Source organism: Kitasatospora sp. NPDC023118, from assembly GCF_055560875.1.
Genome location: NZ_JBVHHW010000015.1, coordinates 14,068 through 31,176 on the forward strand (window position 1 = coordinate 14,068; position 17,109 = coordinate 31,176).

General features: G+C 72.2%; 16 protein-coding genes. 8 read left to right on the forward strand and 8 right to left on the reverse strand.

The genetic code is table 11. The features are described 5' to 3' along the window. Nucleotides 1-152 precede the first annotated feature (152 nt). A complete protein-coding gene (locus ACZ3UD_RS20500; RefSeq protein WP_465589292.1) occupies nucleotides 153-926 on the forward strand; it encodes a GntR family transcriptional regulator in 774 nt (257 codons plus the stop codon). 98 nt (nucleotides 927-1,024) lie between these two features. Here the strand turns inward: ACZ3UD_RS20500 and ACZ3UD_RS20505 are convergent, their stop codons facing one another. The 3 genes from ACZ3UD_RS20505 to ACZ3UD_RS20515 form a co-directional block, all read right to left on the reverse strand. Next, a complete protein-coding gene (locus ACZ3UD_RS20505) occupies nucleotides 1,025-2,188 on the reverse strand; it encodes an ROK family protein (RefSeq protein ID WP_465589294.1) in 1,164 nt (387 codons plus the stop codon). 336 nt (nucleotides 2,189-2,524) lie between these two features. Beyond that, a complete protein-coding gene (locus tag ACZ3UD_RS20510) occupies nucleotides 2,525-2,869 on the reverse strand; it encodes a hypothetical protein (RefSeq protein ID WP_465589297.1) in 345 nt (114 codons plus the stop codon). Nucleotides 2,870-2,896: 27 nt separating this feature from the next. Continuing rightward, the gene (locus ACZ3UD_RS20515; RefSeq protein ID WP_465589300.1) at nucleotides 2,897-4,441 is read right to left on the reverse strand and encodes a hypothetical protein; all 1,545 of its coding nucleotides are present in this window, start codon (nucleotides 4,439-4,441) and stop codon (nucleotides 2,897-2,899) included. Nucleotide 4,442: 1 nt separating this feature from the next. Between ACZ3UD_RS20515 and ACZ3UD_RS20520 the strand changes: the two genes are divergently transcribed. The 7 genes from ACZ3UD_RS20520 to ACZ3UD_RS20550 all read left to right on the forward strand — a co-directional run bounded on the left by ACZ3UD_RS20520 (nucleotide 4,443) and on the right by ACZ3UD_RS20550 (nucleotide 11,996). Further along, nucleotides 4,443-4,667, forward strand: a complete 225-nt coding sequence (locus ACZ3UD_RS20520; protein WP_465589303.1) for a hypothetical protein — start codon at nucleotides 4,443-4,445, stop codon at nucleotides 4,665-4,667. 51 nt (nucleotides 4,668-4,718) lie between these two features. After that, complete coding sequence (gene paaK, locus ACZ3UD_RS20525) at nucleotides 4,719-6,068, forward strand: phenylacetate--CoA ligase PaaK (RefSeq protein ID WP_465589306.1); 1,350 nt, start codon at nucleotides 4,719-4,721, stop codon at nucleotides 6,066-6,068. Between the two features lie 191 nt (nucleotides 6,069-6,259). Next, entirely contained in the window at nucleotides 6,260-7,375 is a 1,116-nt protein-coding gene (locus ACZ3UD_RS20530) for a sugar ABC transporter substrate-binding protein (RefSeq protein ID WP_465589309.1), read from the forward strand. Nucleotides 7,376-7,467: 92 nt separating this feature from the next. After that, nucleotides 7,468-8,247 carry an ATP-binding cassette domain-containing protein gene (locus ACZ3UD_RS20535; RefSeq protein ID WP_465589312.1) on the forward strand — a complete coding sequence of 260 codons (780 nt, stop codon included), beginning with the start codon at nucleotides 7,468-7,470 and terminating at the stop codon, nucleotides 8,245-8,247. Nucleotides 8,248-8,318: 71 nt separating this feature from the next. Continuing rightward, nucleotides 8,319-9,587, forward strand: coding sequence for a sugar ABC transporter permease (locus tag ACZ3UD_RS20540; RefSeq protein WP_465589795.1), 1,269 nt, complete (start codon nucleotides 8,319-8,321; stop codon nucleotides 9,585-9,587). Nucleotides 9,588-9,662: 75 nt separating this feature from the next. Further along, complete coding sequence (locus tag ACZ3UD_RS20545; protein WP_465589315.1) at nucleotides 9,663-10,334, forward strand: class I SAM-dependent methyltransferase; 672 nt, start codon at nucleotides 9,663-9,665, stop codon at nucleotides 10,332-10,334. Between the two features lie 261 nt (nucleotides 10,335-10,595). After that, nucleotides 10,596-11,996, forward strand: coding sequence for a pyridoxal phosphate-dependent aminotransferase (locus tag ACZ3UD_RS20550; RefSeq protein WP_465589318.1), 1,401 nt, complete (start codon nucleotides 10,596-10,598; stop codon nucleotides 11,994-11,996). A 43-nt stretch (nucleotides 11,997-12,039) separates the two neighbouring features. On the opposite strand, the gene ACZ3UD_RS20555 is transcribed toward ACZ3UD_RS20550, so the two are convergent. From ACZ3UD_RS20555 to ACZ3UD_RS20575, 5 genes are all read right to left on the reverse strand, one after another. Further along, nucleotides 12,040-13,476 carry an aminopeptidase P family protein gene (locus ACZ3UD_RS20555; protein WP_465589321.1) on the reverse strand — a complete coding sequence of 479 codons (1,437 nt, stop codon included), beginning with the start codon at nucleotides 13,474-13,476 and terminating at the stop codon, nucleotides 12,040-12,042. Between the two features lie 239 nt (nucleotides 13,477-13,715). Beyond that, nucleotides 13,716-14,366, reverse strand: a complete 651-nt coding sequence (locus tag ACZ3UD_RS20560) for a DUF1707 SHOCT-like domain-containing protein (RefSeq protein WP_465589324.1) — start codon at nucleotides 14,364-14,366, stop codon at nucleotides 13,716-13,718. A gap of 169 nt (nucleotides 14,367-14,535) precedes the next feature. After that, nucleotides 14,536-14,982, reverse strand: a complete 447-nt coding sequence (locus ACZ3UD_RS20565) for a hypothetical protein (RefSeq protein ID WP_465589327.1) — start codon at nucleotides 14,980-14,982, stop codon at nucleotides 14,536-14,538. 88 nt (nucleotides 14,983-15,070) lie between these two features. Continuing rightward, the gene (gene bioD / locus ACZ3UD_RS20570; protein WP_465589330.1) at nucleotides 15,071-15,805 is read right to left on the reverse strand and encodes a dethiobiotin synthase; all 735 of its coding nucleotides are present in this window, start codon (nucleotides 15,803-15,805) and stop codon (nucleotides 15,071-15,073) included. Continuing rightward, on the reverse strand, nucleotides 15,802-17,106 hold the full coding sequence (locus ACZ3UD_RS20575) for an adenosylmethionine--8-amino-7-oxononanoate transaminase (RefSeq protein WP_465589333.1): 1,305 nt from the start codon (nucleotides 17,104-17,106) through the stop codon (nucleotides 15,802-15,804). Before ACZ3UD_RS20575 ends, bioD begins: the two co-directional genes overlap by 4 nt. Nucleotides 17,107-17,109 lie beyond the last annotated feature (3 nt).

Genomic DNA, 17,109 nt, shown 5'->3' on the forward strand with positions numbered 1-17,109 from the left:
CTCCGGACGCAACACCTAGGGTCGCTTACTGCAAGGACCTTTAATAAAGAAGGACGGATAAAGGCCCGCTCTCCCACCTGCCGCAACAGCGGGCAGCGGGCCGGGGATCCGCCCTCCTTGTCAGGGCGGACAACAGCAGGGTGGAGGACACGGTGGGAACGACAGGACAGCTTTCGCCGGTGCCGGAACCGAAGTACTGGCACCTGCGCACGGTGCTGCTGCGGGCGATCGACTCGGAGTTCTCCACCGGCCAGGTCCTGCCGAACGAGCGCGAGCTCGCCGCCCGGTTCGGGGTGGCCCGGGCCACGCTGCGGCAGGCGCTCGACCAGCTGGAGCTGGAGGGCCGCCTGGTCCGCCGCCGGGGGATCGGCACCCTGATCGCCGCCCCGCGGGTCGGCGTCCCGGTGAACCGGCAGGAGGAGGGCTGGCCCGGCGTCGGCCGTAGCCAGGCCTGGCGCACGGTCGACTGCACCACCGCCCCCGCCTCCGCGCAGCTGGCCAAGAACCTGGGCATCGCCGAGGGCGCCACCGTGCACACCGTCCGTCGGGTCCGACTGGTCGAGGGCCGTGCGATGGCCTGCGAGTCGCTGCACGTCCCGGCCTCCGCGCTGCCGCACCTGCCCGGCTTCCGGGCCGAGAGCGACCGCGCCCGTTCGGTGCTGCGCCAGCTGGAGCGACTGGAGGTGGACGGCGAGTCCCGCGCCGTCGAGCTCGGTGTCGCCGAGGCCGAGGAGGCCCTGCTGCTGGAGCGCCCCCCGGGCACCCCGGTGCTGGTCATGACCACCCAGTACGCCTCGGCGGGCCGGCTGGTGGCGCTCGCCGTCGCCACCTACCGGGCGGACACCTGCAAGCTGACCTTCGGCGAGGCCGGCCTGGTCGAGGTCACCCCGGTCGGCGCGGTGGCCGAGGTACGCACCGCCTCCTGAACCAATCCCACACCCTCAGGCAACGGCCCGGGCGCCCAAGTGGCGTCCGGGCCGTTGCCGTTGCCGTTGAGGGGGTAGGGGTCTGGGCCCGGCGCCGGTCAGATCCGGGGCGGGTCGACAGCGAAGAGCTGGTCCTCGACGTGGTCCAGGGCGACCCGCAGGGCGCCCATCGCGACGACCTCCGAACCCAGCGCCGCCAGCGCCACCTCGGGGGCGCGCAGGGTGAATTGGGCCAGCCGCTCGCGCAGCGGCCCCAGCACGCCGTCCAGTCCGGCGGCCCATCCGCCGATCACCACCAGCTGCGGGTCGATGGCCAGCACCAGCGCCGCGACGCCCTGTACCAGGCGGGTGAGGAAGCGGTCCATGGCGACCTTGGCCACCTCGTCGCCCTCCCGGGCCAGCCGCAGCACCCGGGCGACCGCCGCCTCGTCCAGCGGGTTGAGCGGCCTGCCGGTGGTGGAGAGCAGCCTCTCCGGGGTGACCTCCTGGCCGAGCAGGTGCAGCGCGCCGATCTCGCCGGCCGCGCCGCCGTAGCCGCGGTGCAGCTTGCCGTTGATCAGCGAGCCGGCGCCGGGGCTCAGGCCCGCCATCACGAAGACCACGTCGTCGGCGCCGAGTGCCGCGCCCTGCCAGTGCTCGGCGATGGCGGCGAGGTTGGCGTCGTTCTCGATCAGGACCGGGCAGCGGAACGAGCGCCGCAGCCGGGCGCCGAGGTCCAGGCCGGTCCAGCCGGGCATCGCGGTGCCGAGCTGGACGGTGCCCTCGCGGTCCACGATGCCGGGGGTGCCGATGCCGACGGCCCACAGGTTGTCCCGGGAGATCCCGGCCTTGCGCAGCACCTCGGCGACGGCGGTGCGGACGGCGGCGAGCCGGTCCTCGGCGTCCAGGGTCTCGTCCACCGGCTTGAAGTGACTGCCCACCACCTCGCCGGTGAGGTCGGCGAGGATGACCCGGATGTCGTGCACGCCGATCTCGATGCCGAGGATGTGTCCGGCTTCGGCGCGGAAGCGGAACCAGCGGGCCGGGCGGCCGCGGCGGCCGGTGCCCGACTGGCCGTCCTCGCGGGGCTGCTCGACCTCGGCCACCAGTCCGGTCTCGACCAGACCCTCGATCACGCCCTCGACGGTCGGCCGGGAGAGCCCGGTCTCGCCGACGAGCTGAGTGAGGGTCACGGAGTGGCCGGCCCGCAGCGCCCGAAGCGTGACCGCGGCGTTGATCCGCCGCAGCAGCGAGGAGTCTCCTCCGGTGAGCCGATCCGCCAATGCGATGCCCTTCGCCGTTCGCGCGACTGCCCTGGCGCGCGGTGTCGAGTGCGCGGAGCCCACCGAATGGCCCGCGGGGAGGTGCCCCCGGAACGCGGCACCGGCGGCGCGGGGGCCGCCCGCGCGAGGGCCCGGAGGACATGCCGGAGCCTACCCGGGGACCGCCCCGCGGGGCGAGGATTCCCGCAGCTCATCCGGGCTTCGGTATCGAAACGGTACGGATCGGGTGGTGGCGCGTGATCCGCGCTTCACGAGCCGCTCACGGGCCGCCCGCATCCGGGTGTCCGGGACGTCACCGCCCGCTCTCGGACGGCTGGTACGCGGCAGCCCCGGGCCTCACCGCCCGATGTCGGACGGCCCGCGACCCGGGCGCCGCCCCCTACCCACCAGCTGACCGCACGGGCCGGCCGGGCGTACCGCCGGGAACGAGCGCACCGCCCGGAGCCCCCGCACCGACCAGCGCGAACGCACCGACAGCAGCGAGCCGACGCTCAGCCAGGAGCACGCCGACAGCGCGCTGAAGACCGAGCCGGCCGAGCCGATCGACAGCACGCTGCCGACCGACCCGACGGACAGCACCGAGCCGACCGAGCCGATCGACAGCAGCGAGCCGATGGAACCGATGGAGGCGATCGAGCCCAGTGAGGCCCGGGAGCGGATCGAGCGCACGGAAGCGACCATGGGCCCGATCGTAGCCGTGGCTCGGCGTCAGTCCACCCGGGCGGCGAACAGCCGCTGCCCCAGCAGCCCCATCGGGTGCCCGTCCTCCGGCAGCGTGAGCACGGTCGGGCAGCCGGCCGCGGTGAGCGCGGTCTGCCAGCGTTCGGCCGGGTGGGCGGTCAGGCCGCGGGCGTCGCCGGTGATCAGCAGGTCGAGCTGTTCGACGGTGGGCGCGAGCAGCAGCAGCCGGCCGCCGGGGGAGAGCAGGTCGACCAGGGCCGGGACCTCCTCCTCGGGCCGTCCGGTCGCGGTGGCGACCACGACGTCGTAGCGGCCGCCGTCGGGGGCGAGGTGGTGCTCGGCGTTCTGCCGGGGGCGGGCGGCCAGGGTGCGGGTGATCCCGGTCTCGGCGCCGTCGCGGTCGAGTTCGAGCACCCGCAGCGGCTCCGTCCCGCCGTGGGCCTCGGCGGTGCCGCGCACCAGGGCGCCGACGGCGGTGCCGAGGTAGCCGCGGGAGGCGGCCCAGCGGACCGGGGCGGCGGCCGGACGGGGCGCCTCCTCGCCGGCGATCAGCCGGGGCAGCCGCAGCGCGCCGCGCCGTGCCCGGTCGAGGGCGGCGGCCGGGCCGAGCCCGTCGGCCCAGGCCTCGACGGCGGGGCGCCAGGCGTCCCGGACCTCGGCGGCGGTGAGTGCGGGCGCGCCGTGGAAGATCGGGCCCTGGGCGCCGCCGTCCTGGCGGGCGATCAGGCCGTGCCGGGCGAGGGCGTCCAGCCAGCGGCCGACCCGGGGGCGCTGGGCGGGGGTGACCAGGGCGGTGGCGAGGAGCTCGGGCTCGGAGCAGCCGCGCGCGGGGTCGGTGAGGACGCCGGCCTGCTGGAGGGTGTGCAGCAGCGAGGTGAGGACGGCCCGGTCGAGGTGGGCGCCGAACTCGGTGACCTGCTCGGCTGTGACGCCGATGCTGTGCTTCCAGGCGGCGGCGGTGGCGGCCTGCGCGTCGGCGCGCAGCCGGCGGTCGGCGGCCTCGGCCTGGCTGTGCGGGGCGCGGACGTGGGCGAGGACGGCGCCGAGCGCGTCGACGGCGGCGTACACGTCGTCCTGGCGGGGCTCGGGTCCGACGTGCAGGACCAGCCGCAGCGCGCCGAGGTCGTGCTCGGTGAGGCCGGGTTGCCGGCTGAGCCGCCAGAGCAGGGCGGAGGGCAGGCTGAGGTGGGTGGTGCCGTTGGCGGCGAGGGCGGCGAGCTGCTCGTCGGCCCGTTGTTCGGGGTCGGCGCAGTGCACGGTGCCGCCGGCCAGCAGGGTGGCCAGGGCGAGTTCGACGGCGAGGTCGGTGGCGGGGTGCAGCACGGTGTGCCGGATCGGCGGCGGGCCGAGGACGCCCGCCCAGTGCCGGAGCCGCTGTTCGGCGGTGCGGGCGGCGGAGGGCGGCATCGCGGCGTGTTCGGCGACGCGTTCGGCGAGGGCCCGGGGCAGGCCGCCCGGCGGGGAGACGCCGAGCAGCAGGCCGATGCCGCTGATCGCGCGCCCGTCGGCGACGACGGCGGGCCGGTCGCCGAGCTCGCGCAGCGCGCTGACCAGCGCAGGAGTCGAGGCCAAGGTGATCACTCCGGGGTGCGGGGGAGAAGCCGCACTACTGAACCATGCGTCCGGGCCGGAAGCGGCCGCCTACGGGTCAAAATTCCGTAATGATTTTCATATCGGCCAGCCAAGCGAGTGGAGCGATCCCGGCACGAAGGTGATGGAACTTCACATTCCGGAACCCTTGCGCGATCCCTTGACAGGTGGTTCGGGTGCTGGGTTACTTGGCCTGGGCTTGCCCTGACCGAACGATCGGTAGGGCTTCCTGGATCGGCCGACCTGCGAAGGAGCGACGATGACCGCCAGCGCATCCGACCCGCGTCGACGCCTGGGGGAGCCGATTCCACCCGCACTCCTGGACGCAGGGGAGCGGATGAGCGTCGACGAACTGCGCGCCCACCAGCTCGACCGGCTCCGGGCCACCCTGCGGCACGCGTACGACAACGTCGAGCTCTACCGCCGCAAGTTCGACGCGGCCGGCGTGCGCCCCGAGGACTGCCGCAGCCTGGACGACCTCGCCCGCTTCCCCTTCACCACCAAGGCCGACCTGCGCGAGGGCTACCCCTTCGGCATGTTCGCCGTCCCGATGGAGCGGGTCCGCCGGATCCACGCCTCCAGCGGCACCACCGGGCGCCCGACCGTGGTCGGCTACACCGAGAACGACCTGTCCATGTGGGCCGACGTGGTCGCCCGCTCGATCCGCGCGGCCGGCGGCCGGCCCGGCGACAAGGTGCACATCGCCTACGGCTACGGGCTGTTCACCGGAGGGCTGGGGGCGCACTACGGCGCCGAGCGGGCCGGCTGCACCGTCATCCCGGCCTCCGGCGGCATGACCGCCCGCCAGGTCCAGCTGATCCAGGACTTCCGGCCCGAGATCATCATGGTCACCCCGTCCTACCTGCTGACCCTGCTGGACGAGTTCGAGAAGCAGGGCGTCGACCCGCGCGCCAGCTCGCTGAAGGTAGGCATCTTCGGCGCCGAGCCCTGGACCGAGGAGATGCGGCGCGAGATCGAGGAGCGGCTCGACCTGCACGCCGTCGACATCTACGGCCTCTCCGAGGTGGTCGGCCCCGGCATCGCCCAGGAGTGCGTGGAGACCAAGGACGGACTGCACATCTGGGAGGACCACTTCTACCCGGAGGTCGTCGACCCGCTGGCCGATCAGCCGGGGGCCGACCAGGTGCTGCCGGAGGGCGAGGGCGGCGAGCTGGTCTTCACCTCGCTGACCAAGGAGGCCCTGCCGGTCATCCGCTACCGCACCCGCGACCTCAGCCGGCTGCTGCCCGGCACCGCGCGGCCGTCCTTCCGGCGGATGGAGAAGGTCACCGGGCGCAGCGACGACATGATCATCCTGCGCGGGGTGAACGTCTTCCCGACCCAGATCGAGGAGATCCTGCTGCGCACCCCGGGCGTCGCCCCGCACTTCCAGCTGCGGCTGACCAGGCAGGGGCGGCTGGACCATATGACGGTGCGGGTCGAGGCCCGCCCGGAGGCGCCGGCCGAGCGGTGGGAGGCGGCGCGGGCGGCGATCGTCCGCGCGGTGAAGGACGGCGTGGGCGTGACGGTCGCGGCCGAGGTGGTGGAGCCGTACACGCTGGAGCGCTCGGTCGGGAAGATCAAACGGGTGATCGACGAGCGGTGGTGAACGCAGGAGTGGTCGGAGGCGCACGGCTGTCCGGGGGGTGATGCCGTGCGCCTCCGACGTCTACAGAAATGTAGACGGTCACCCGGTGGGACGTCCAGCCTCGACCCGTTCGGCGCATCCGGATCGTGGTGCGGCCCGGAGCTTCCCAGACTCTGAGGGGAGGGGGTGGACTCAACCGGAGAGGCATCCTCATGATCAACGGGCTTCGCCGCGTCCTCGCGGTGACCGCAGTGGTTTCCCTCGGCCTGGGCGCGGCGTCCTGCGGCAGTGCCAAGCAGGCCTCCAGCGGCGGGTCGTCCGGTGGCGCGGGCGCGAGCGTCGCCGTGGGGGCCGTGCGGATCGGGCTGCTGCTGCCGGAGACCAAGACCACCCGCTACGAGCAGTTCGACCGCCCGCTGATCGAGAAGAAGATCAAGGAGCTGGCGCCGCAGGCCCAGATCGACTACTACAACGCCAACCAGGACGCCACCCTCCAGCAGACCCAGGTCGACACCGCCCTCACCAAGGGCGACAAGGTGCTGATCCTGGACCCGGTGGACTCCAAGTCGATCCAGTCCTCCGTCCAGAAGGCCCACGACGCCGGCGTCAAGGTGCTCGCCTACGACCGGCTCGCCCAGGGCCCGGTCGACGCGTACGTCTCCTTCGACAACCACAAGGTCGGCGAGTTGCAGGGCCAGGCGCTGGTGGCCGCGGTGGGGGACAAGGCGAAAGCGGGCGAGATCTTCATGATCAACGGCTCGCCCACCGACCCCAACGCGGCCGACTTCAAGGCCGGCGCGCACAGCGCCATCGACGGCAAGCTGAAGATCGGCAAGGAGTTCGACACCCCGCAGTGGGACCCGAACACGGCCAACCAGGAGGCCGCCGCCGCCATCACCGCGATCGGCGGGCCCAACGTGGTCGGCGCCTACGCCGCCAACGACGGCATGGCCGCCGGCGTCGCGACCGCGCTCAAGGCGGCCGGTCTCAGCGTTCCGCTGACCGGTCAGGACGCCCAACTCGACGGCATCCAGCGGATCGTGGCGGGCACCCAGACCATGACGGTCTACAAGCCGCTCAAGCCGGAGGCCGAAGCGGCCGGTCAGATCGCGGTCGCGCTCGCCTCGGGCAAGTCTCTGGACTCCACGCTCGTGCCGACGACGGTGACCAACGGCAGCGGCAACAAGGTGCCCGCCGACCTGCTCACGCCGATCGTCGTCACCAAGGACAAGATCAAGGACACCGTAGTCGCCGACGGCTTCTACACCGTCGCCCAGATCTGCACGCCGGACTACGCCGCCGCCTGCAAGACCATCGGCCTCCAGTAGCCGCCGGCATCCCTCCGAAGCCGAAAGCCGAAAGCCGAAAGCCGAACACGCCCCGCCTCCAGGGTGGAGGCGGGGCAAGGGAGTTGGTCACTGTGGCAGGTGAGACCGTACTGGCCCTGCGCGGGGTCTCCAAACGGTTCGGCGCCGTCCAGGCGCTCACCGACATCGAACTGGAGGTGCACGCCGGCGAGGTGGTGGCCCTGGTCGGCGACAACGGCGCCGGCAAGTCCACCCTGGTCAAGGCGATCGCCGGGGTGCACCAGCCGGACGAGGGCGTCATCGAGTGGCAGGGCAGGCCGGTGGGCATCCAGCGCCCGCAGGACGCCCAGCAGTTGGGCATCGCGACCGTGTACCAGGACCTTGCGCTCTGCGACAACCTCGACGTGGTCGGGAACCTCTTCCTCGGCCGCGAGATCCGGCGCTTCGGCGTCCTCGACGAGGTCGCGATGGAGAAGCGCTCCCGGTCCCTGCTGGACACCCTCTCCATCCGCATCCCCAGCGTGCGGATCCCGGTCGCCTCGCTCTCCGGCGGCCAGCGCCAGGTCGTCGCGATCGCCCGCGCGCTGATCGGCTCGCCCAAGGTCGTGCTGCTCGACGAGCCGACCGCCGCCCTGGGCGTCGAGCAGACCGCCCAGGTACTCGACCTGGTCGAGCGGCTGCGTGAGCAGGACCACGGCGTGATCCTGATCAGCCACAACATGGCGGACGTGATGGCCGTGGCGGACACCGTCGCGGTGCTGCGCCTGGGCCGCAACAACGGCGTCTTCGACAAGCGCTACACCAACCAGGAAGAGATCATCTCGGCCATCACCGGCGCCACGGACAACGCCGTGACCCGCCGCAAGGCCCGTGGCCAGGAGGGTTCCCAGTGAGCGAGGACATCCCCGGGGGCATCCCCGGCGGCGAATCCGAACGCCATCGCGCCCCGCTGCCCGAGGACAGCATGCCCACCGGCGGCGTCAACGCGCCCGTCCCGGTGGCCCCGGACGCCACCCCCGCCGTCGACCCCCGGCTGATCGTGCGCCAGGAGGGCCTCAAGGGCTACCTGGGCGAGTTCCGCCGCCGGATGAGCAGCGGCGAACTGGGCTCGCTGCCCGTGGTGCTGGCCCTGATCGTGATCTGGGCGGTGTTCGGCAGCCTCAACAGCGCCTTCCTGTCCGCCCAGAACCTCTCCAACCTGTCCCAGCAGATCGTCGGCACCGGCATGATCGCGATCGGCGTGGTCTTCGTGCTGCTGCTCGGCGAGATCGACCTCTCGGTCGGCTCGGTCAGCGGTCTGTGCGCGGCGATCTTCGCCGTCCTCAACGTGTCCAACGGCGTCAACCAGTGGGTCGCGCTGATCACCGCGATCGCCGGCGGGGCGATCGTCGGCGCGATCCACGGAATCTTCTTCGCCGAGATCGGCGTCCCGGCCTTCGTCGTCACCCTGGCCGGCAACCTCGGCTGGAACGGCCTGATGCTCCAGGTGCTCGGCGCCACCGGCACCGTCAACCTGTCGGGCAAGGACATCGTCTCCAGGCTCTACAGCACCATCTACGGCCAGCAGATCGCCGCCTACGGCACGGCGGTGGCCGGCGTGGCGCTGTTCCTGGGCGCCTCGCTGGTCGACGCCCGCCGGCGGCAGGCCGCGGGCGTCCCGTCCCGGCCGGTCGCCGACATCGTGCTGCGCACAGTGCTGCTGGCGATCATCGCCTTCCTGGCCGCCTACACGCTCAACCAGTACAAGGGCCTGCCGCTCGCGCTGCTGATCTTCCTGATCTTCATCGTGGTGCTGGACTTCGTGCTGCGCCGCACCTCGTACGGGCGACAGGTGTTCGCGCTCGGCGGCAACATCGAGGGCGCCCGCCGGGCCGGCATCAACGTGGCCTGGATCAGGATCAGCGTCTTCACCATCTGCTCCACCATGGCGGCGGTCGGCGGCCTGTTCCTGGCCGCGCAGATCCAGTCGGCCAGTCAGACCTCCGGCGGCGGCAACCTGCTGATGAACGCCATCGCCGCGGCCGTCATCGGCGGCACCAGCCTGTTCGGCGGGCGGGGCAAGACCTGGTCGGCACTGCTCGGTGCGCTGGTGATCGGCTCGATCCAGTCCGGTATGAACATCCAGGGCCTGAGCAACGCCATCCAGTTCATGATCACCGGCGCGGTGTTGCTGGCCGCCGTCGTGGTCGACTCGCTGGCCCGCCGCACCCAGAAGGCCGCCGGTCGGGCGTGAGAACGCCGCCGGCCGGGCGTGCGGTCGCGCGCAGGTCGGGCGGGAGGTCCGCCGCCGTGGCCCTATGCTGCGGGCATGCCGACTGAGCTGCGAACTCTTCAGGTGGGCGCCGACCTTGCCCTCATCCGGCGGGAGACCGCGCTGTCGCCCGTCCCCTTCGTGCCCGAGATCCGTCTCCACATGGCGCAGGACGCGATCGCCCTGTGGGAGACCACCGAGCGCGAGCGCGGCGAAGTCGGACTGCCGCCGCCGTTCTGGGCGTTCGCCTGGGCCGGCGGGGTGGCGGTCGCGCGCTACGTCCTGGACCATCCCGAACTGGTCGACGGGCGCGCGGTGCTGGACATCGCGGCCGGGTCCGGACTGGTCGGGGTGGCGGCCGCGCTGCGCGGCGCCACGGCCGTCCGGGCGGCCGAGATCGACGCCTACGCGGTGGCCGCGATCGGCCTGAACGCCGAGGCCAACGGCGTGCGGGTGGACGGCGCGCTGGTGGACCTGGTGGACGGGGACGGCGCGCCGGCCGAGGTGGTGCTGGCCGGGGACGTGTTCTATGAACGGGCCATGGCCGCGCGCTTCCTGCCGTTCCTGGAGCGGGCCGCGGCGCGCGGGGCCACCGTGATCGTCGGGGACCCGGGGCGGGCCTACCTGCCGCGGGAGCGGTTCACGGCGGTGGCGGCCTACCAGGTGCCGGTGGTGGCGGACCTGGAGGACACGGCGGTGAAGACCACCACGGTGTGGCGGCTGGGCTGACCGTCCATGAGCCGGAATTCCCGGCGGCGCGACGAAACAGGCCGGCCGGCAGGCCGGCATGACCGAACAAGCCGCCCTGCCCGCACGGATAGCGCTGCGCGCCGCCGCTGCCCGCCCGATCCCGCCCGATCCCGCCTTCCGTTCGGACGGCCGCCGAGCGCTGGCGGCCGTCCACGGCGCGTGGTCCGCTGGGGACGATGCGCGCGCGAACAGTCACGTTCCGTCACGCAGCCCGACCCGCCCACCCGACAAGGGGCCACCATGACCATGATCGAGAACGGCCTGAGGCTCGACTCGCCCGAGGCGGCCGCCGACGTGTTCGCCGGCCTGAGCGACTTCGAGCAGGCGCTCGCCTTCTACCACCAGCACCTGGCGCCGGACACCGCGGTCAACCTGTCCGTCGCGGAGAACGTCCTGCTGTACCAGGAGTCGATGGACACGGACGTCTTCAAGAAGATCAAGTTGATCCCCGAGCGGAACATCCAGTACATGGCCTCGGCCGGCACCCCGCAGCTGCGCCAGCAGGTCGCGGACCTGCTCGGCCGGGCGTTCGGCCGCACCGTCTCGAAGGAGGACGTCTTCGGCTGCGCCGGCGTCTCGTCCGCGCTGGAGTGCATCGCCTTCGGGCTGATGGGCAAGGGCGCGGGCACGCCGGCGCTCAAGCCGAAGGACGAGGTGCTGATCCCGGCGCCGTACTGGCAGGGCTTCAACTGGTCCTTCGAGGAGCGGCCCAAGCTGAAGTGCGTCCCGGTGAACCTGCCGACCACCGGCGACAAGCCGTACCAGCTCACCAAGGAGCTGATCGTCGAGGCCTACGAGGCGCGGCAGAAGGCCGGGCACCGCCCGCGGCTGCTCGTCCTCACCAACCCGCACAACCCGTTGGGCGTCAACTACGGCAAGAAGCTGCTGGAGGACATCTACAACTGGGCGATGACCTACACCGACATGCACATCATCTCGGACGAGATCTACTGCCACTCCCAACTCAAGGGTTCAACCACGCCGTTCACCAGCGCGGTGACGCTGGAGGCGTACCGGAAGTTCGCCAACCGGATCCACGTGGTGTGGGGCTTCGCCAAGGACTTCGGGCTCTCGGGCTTCCGCACCGGCTTCGTGCTCTCCCAGAACCCGGCGGTGCACCGGGCCATGCTGGGTAGCAAGGACCCGGCCGAACGGACCCACCCGCTGCCCTGGTTCACCCCGTTCGACTCGCTGAAGACCTTCGTCATCGGGGAGCTGCTCAGCGCCACCAAGGACGGGAAGCCCTACACAACGTATGCGATGGAGAGGTACCCCGAGCTCCTCAGCGAGAGCTTCAAGGCCGTCAAGGGTGCGCTGGACCAGAAGGGGATCAAGTACGTCCACCGGAAGGGGGACAACGCCGCCCAGTTCTTCTGGCTCGACCTCACCGCGTACCTGGGCAAGCGCGCGGACTACGACCACGGTGAACTGCCGGTCATCGGACCGGACGGGCTCGACCCGAACGAGGAGTGGCTGTTCAACTACCTCGCCGCCAAGCCCACCGAGGTGAGCCTGCTGCCCGGCGGCATCATGCACAACCCCGCGCCGGGCTTCTACCGGCTCTGCTTCACCGCCCGCCCGGCCAAGGACGTGGTGGACGCGGTGGGGCGGATGGCGACGGCGCTGGGCAAGTTGAAGTAGCCGTGGGGCGCGGCCCCCAGGGTCGGGGGCCGCGCCTGCGCCGTCAGCCGCGCAGCTCGGCCAGCCAGGCCTCGACCTCGTCCGAGCGGCGGGGGAGGGCGGCGGAGAGGTTCTCGTTGCCGTCCTCGGTAACCAGGATGTCGTCCTCGATCCGCACTCCGATGCCCCGGTACTCCTCCGGCACCGTCAGGTCGTTGGGCTGGAAGTAGATGCCCGGCTCGACGGTGAGCACCATGCCCGGCAGCAGCTGCCCGTCGACGTGCTCCTCGGTGCGCGAGTGGGCGCAGTCGTGGACGTCGATGCCGAGCATGTGGCCGGTGCCGGCCAGGGTGAAGCGGCGGTGCAGGCCCAGCTCGTACACCTTCTCGGCGGTCAGGTCGCCGAACAGGCCCCAGGAGGTGAGGTGTTCGGCGAGCTCGCGCTGCGCCGCGTGGTGGAAGTCGCGGAAGTCCGCGCCGGGCCGGACCGCCGCGATGCCGGCCTCCTGGGCGGAGAACACCGCGTCGTAGACCTTGCGCTGGAGGTCCGTGAAGCGGCCGGAGACCGGCAGGGTGCGGGTCACGTCGGCGGTGTAGAGGTTGTTGGTCTCCACGCCCGCGTCGAGCAGCAGCAGGTCGCCCGGGCGGGCCTGGCCGGTGTTGCGCACCCAGTGCAGGGTGGTGGCGTGCGGACCGGCCGCGGCGATGGTGCTGTAGCCGACGTCGTTGCCCTCGATCCGGGCCCGGAGGAAGAAGGTGCCCTCGATCAGCCGCTCCGGCGTCTCGGTGTCGGTGCCGAGGACGCGCACCACGTCCTCGAAGCCGCGCGCGGTCGCGTCGCAGGCGAAGCGCAGCTCGGCGATCTCGAATTCGTCCTTGACCAGGCGCAGTCCGGAGAGGAAGACCTCGAACTCGGCGTCCTGCTCGGCTCCCGTCCGGTCGCGGAGCGCCGCCTCCACCCCCGCGTCGTGCCCGCGCAGCACCCGCACCGGGCCGGCGGCCGCCGCCAGGTCGGCGCGCACGGTGCGCACGTCCCGGCAGGGCAGGCCGAGCAGCTGCTCGCTCTCGTTCAGGCTGTCGCGGCGGCCGTCCCACAGCTCGCCGTGGCCGTCCAGCCAGAACTCGCCGTTGTCGGTCCGGGAGCGGCCGCGCAGGTAGACCACGGCCCGGTGGCCGCTCTCCCCGGTGGGCTCCAGCACCAGCACGCCGTCCTGGGACTGGTCGCCGGTCAGGTAGACGTAGTCGGAGGACGGGCGGAACGGGTAGTCGGTGTCGTTGGCCCGCACCTTGGGGTTGCCGGACGGGACGACCAGCAGCTCGCCGGGGAAGGCGGCGGACAGCGCGGCCCTGCGCCGCTCGGTGTGCGCGGCCTGCGGGATCGGCTCCAGGCCGTGGCGTTCGGTGTCGGCCCAGCCCTGCTTCATGTTCTCGGCGAGTTCCTCGGTCACCCCGCGGGTGAGACCGTTCTTCCGGTACTTAATGGGCTCGGTGGGCTCGGTCACTGCGGACTCTCCAGATGAGGGCGGGGGTTGCGGTGCGCTTCGCTACGCTGACCTGCCTGGTACGTAACAAGCGTTTTGTACCGTATATCGAACAGGGTCCGAAGTGAAGAGGCCGAGCGCGAACGACCGCCCTCGACGGGCGGATTCGCGCTCGCCGCCGGGTGGATGAGGGCTGGGTACCTAGCAACAATGCGGGCTTCGAGGACACTCGAAGCCCGCGCCGAAGGTCAGAACAGCGGTCAGTCGCCGGCCGGCAGGGCCGCGGGCTTTCGCAGCAGCCACTGGCCGGCCGTCCTCCGTGGCTGCCGTACCACCACACGACCGAAGCTCTTATGACCGACCAGTTCCACCCGCAGCGCGACCGGCACATCGGGGTCAGGAGCCTGATTGTTCTTCAGCTTGCTGAACTCCAGACTCAGGCCGTAGGGATCGACCACGACGCCGGGCCTGACGACCAGTGTCAGGTTCTTGCCCACCATGTTCAGATCGATCTGCAAGGTGTCGTGCGTGATCACCGCCTGGGTGAAATCGAGTGTCACCTCGCACCACTGCGTGCAGAGCTCCAGCCGTCGCGGCACCACCCAGCGCCCCACCCGCTGGACCGGACTGAACATCTGGTCGATCCGGAGGACGTCCTTGGCCTCCGCTGCAACCCCTCCGGCACGGACCGGCGCGGGCGGCAGGTCAGCGGTGAGTTCGGCCAGCTCGCCGACCGTGCGCGCCGACAGGGCGGCCTCCAGGCGCTGGTCCAATTCCTCTGCGGTCAGTCGGCCTTCGCCCGCCGCGACACTCAGCAGGTCGACCACCCGGTCCCGCTCCGCATGCGAGGCCCGCATCTCGGGCTGCGAGCTGTCGGAACGCATCCCGGCGGGCGAGATCTCTCCCGGCATACTTCCCGTCCTGAGGTCGACGAAGGTCTCCGCGCGACGCCGTCGGCGGCGCGGCTGGGAACTCACGATATATCGCGATAGGCGTTCCCGCCAGGCCCGGGTCAGAAAGCGGCCGGGTGTGGGGCGTGGGCTTCGAGGATGCTCGAAGCCCGCGCCGAATTCCGATCCCTCAGTTGTCGTTGAGGGCGTAGCTGCGGAAGGTCGCGAGCAGCGGCAGGACTTCGGTCTTGCTGGGATCCTCGGTGACGGCCCGCATCGCGTCGATCACGGTGTGGGCGAGGATCTTGGTGACCTTGAGGTCGTGCGGGGCGGCGACCGTGCCCCAGGCCTTGAGGGTCTGGGTGAGCAGGGCGCTCATCCGGGCGCCGATGTTGGCGCTGACCGCGTCCGAGAGTTCGGCGATCTCCTCGTCGCTCATGCTGGACCGCAGGCCGAAGGCCAGGGCCATCAGGGTGTCCATCGCGTGCTCGCCGTACGCGGCGACCAGCGCCGGCAGCGGCCGCTCATCGGCCCCGCCCGCCGCAAGGGCGGACAGCGCCTCGTCGTCGTCCTTCCACGCCGCCTCCAGGGCGGCCAAGGCCCGCAGGGCCTCGTCCACGGTCAGCCCGTCTGTCATACCCGGAACGGTATTGAGCCGGTATCCGCGCCGTGCACGGTTCGGGGACCGGCTTCACACCTTCGAGCGAAGGCGGGGCTGTTCCGGCCTATTCCGGCCGCTGGACGTGTGCGAAGTGCTCCGCGTCCCAGCTGCCGCCCAGTTCGGGGGCGAGCGAGGCCACCGCGAGGGCGGCGAAGTCCTCGGCCGCGCCCGCCCGTTCCGGCAGGGCGCCGAGCAGCGGGGCGCCGGCCGAGCGCGGCAGGTCGGCGAGGTTGCAGCGGTCGGCGAGGCCGGGGGAGGAGGGCCAGGAGCCGACGAGGACGCCGGTGAGGGGGAGCTCGCGGGCCGCCAGGGCCTCCGCCGACAGGGCGACGATGTTCAGGGTGCCGAGTCCGGCCGAGGCGACGAGCAGCACCTCGGCGTTCAGCCCGGCGGCGCGCACCGCCCGCGCCTGGTCGGCCAGCGTTCGGCCCTCAGCGTCGTAGCGGACCAGCAGGCCGCCCGCGCCCTCGACCAGCACCAGGTCGTGGGTGGCGGCCAGTTCGGCGACGGCCCCGGCCACCGCAGCCGGGGACAGGTACGGCAGACCGGCCCGCCGGGCGGCGGTCTCGGGGGCCAGCGGCTCGGGATAGCGAACCAGCTCACTGGTCGTCAGTTCGCCTGCCAGGCGCTGGACTTCGGCCAGGTCGCCGGGCTCGCCGGGGGCCACGCCGGTCTGCCCGGGCTTGAGGACGGCGACCTTCAGGCCGCCCTGCAGCGCCGCCGAGGCGATGGCCGCCGTGGCGACGGTCTTGCCGACGTCCGTGTTGGTGCCCGTCACGAACAGGATGCGCGCGCTCACCCGGCCACCGCCGCGGCGGTCACGGCGGCGGCGATCCGTGCCACGTCCTCGTCCTCCGTCACATAGGGGGGCATCGTGTAGATCAGGTCCCGGAAGGGCCGCAGCCAGACGCCCTCGCGCGCGGCCGCCTCGGTCGCCGCCGAGACGTCCACCGGGTGGTCCAACTGCACGACGCCGATGGCGCCTTGGACCCGTACGTCATGCACGCCTGGAACGGAGTGCGCGGCGGCGAGGCCGTCCCGCAGGCCGCCCTCGATGCGCTTGACCTCGACCTCCCAGTCCTGCCCGAGTAGCAGCTCCAGCGAGGCGTTGGCGGCCGCGCAGGCCAGCGGGTTGCCCATGAAGGTCGGGCCGTGGGCGAGCACCGGCATCTCGCCGCGGCTGATGCCGTCGGCGATCTCGCTGGTGCACAGGGCGGCCGCCAGGGTGAGGTAGCCGCCGGTGAGGGCCTTGCCCAGGCACATCACGTCCGGCGAGACCCCGGCGTGGTCGGCGGCGAACAGGGCGCCGCTGCGGCCGAAGCCGGTGGCGATCTCGTCGAAGACCAGCAACACCCCGTAGCGGTCGCAGAGTTCGCGCAACATCCGCAGGTAGGCGGGGGAGTGGAACTGCATCCCGCCCGCGCCCTGGACCACCGGTTCGACGATGACGGCGGCCAGCTCGTCGGCGTGACGTTCCATCAACGACTCGAAACACAGGGCGTATTCGGCATCGAGCGGGGCGTCGAAGCCGGCCGGAGGCTGTGGGGCGAAGAGCTGCCCGGGGAGCACCCCGCCCCACAGGTGGTGCATCCCGCCGTCGGGGTCGCAGACCGACATCGGGTGGAAGGTGTCGCCGTGGTAGCCGCCGCGCCAGGTCAGCAGGCGGCGCTTCTGCGGGCGGCCGATCGACTGCCAGTACTGCAGGCACATCTTCATCGCGACCTCGACGGACACCGAGCCCGAGTCGGCGAGGAAGACGTGCTGCAGAGGCTCCGGGGTGATCTCGACCAGCTTCGCCGCCAGCCGGACGGCGGGCTCGTGGGTGAGCCCGCCGAACATCACGTGGCTCATCCGCCCCAGCTGCTCGCGCACCGCCCCGTCCAGGACCGGGTGCCGGTAGCCGTGGATCGCCGCCCACCAGGACGACATCCCGTCGACCAGCTCGCGCCGGCCGTCCGCGACGGGCTCGGCCAGGCGCAGTCTGACGCCCGAGGCGGATTCGACCACGTACGGGGTGACGGTGCCGGGCATCGGCCCGTACGGGTGCCAGACGTGCGCCCGGTCGAGGGCGAGCAGCGTGTCCGCGGACAGCTGGGACATGGT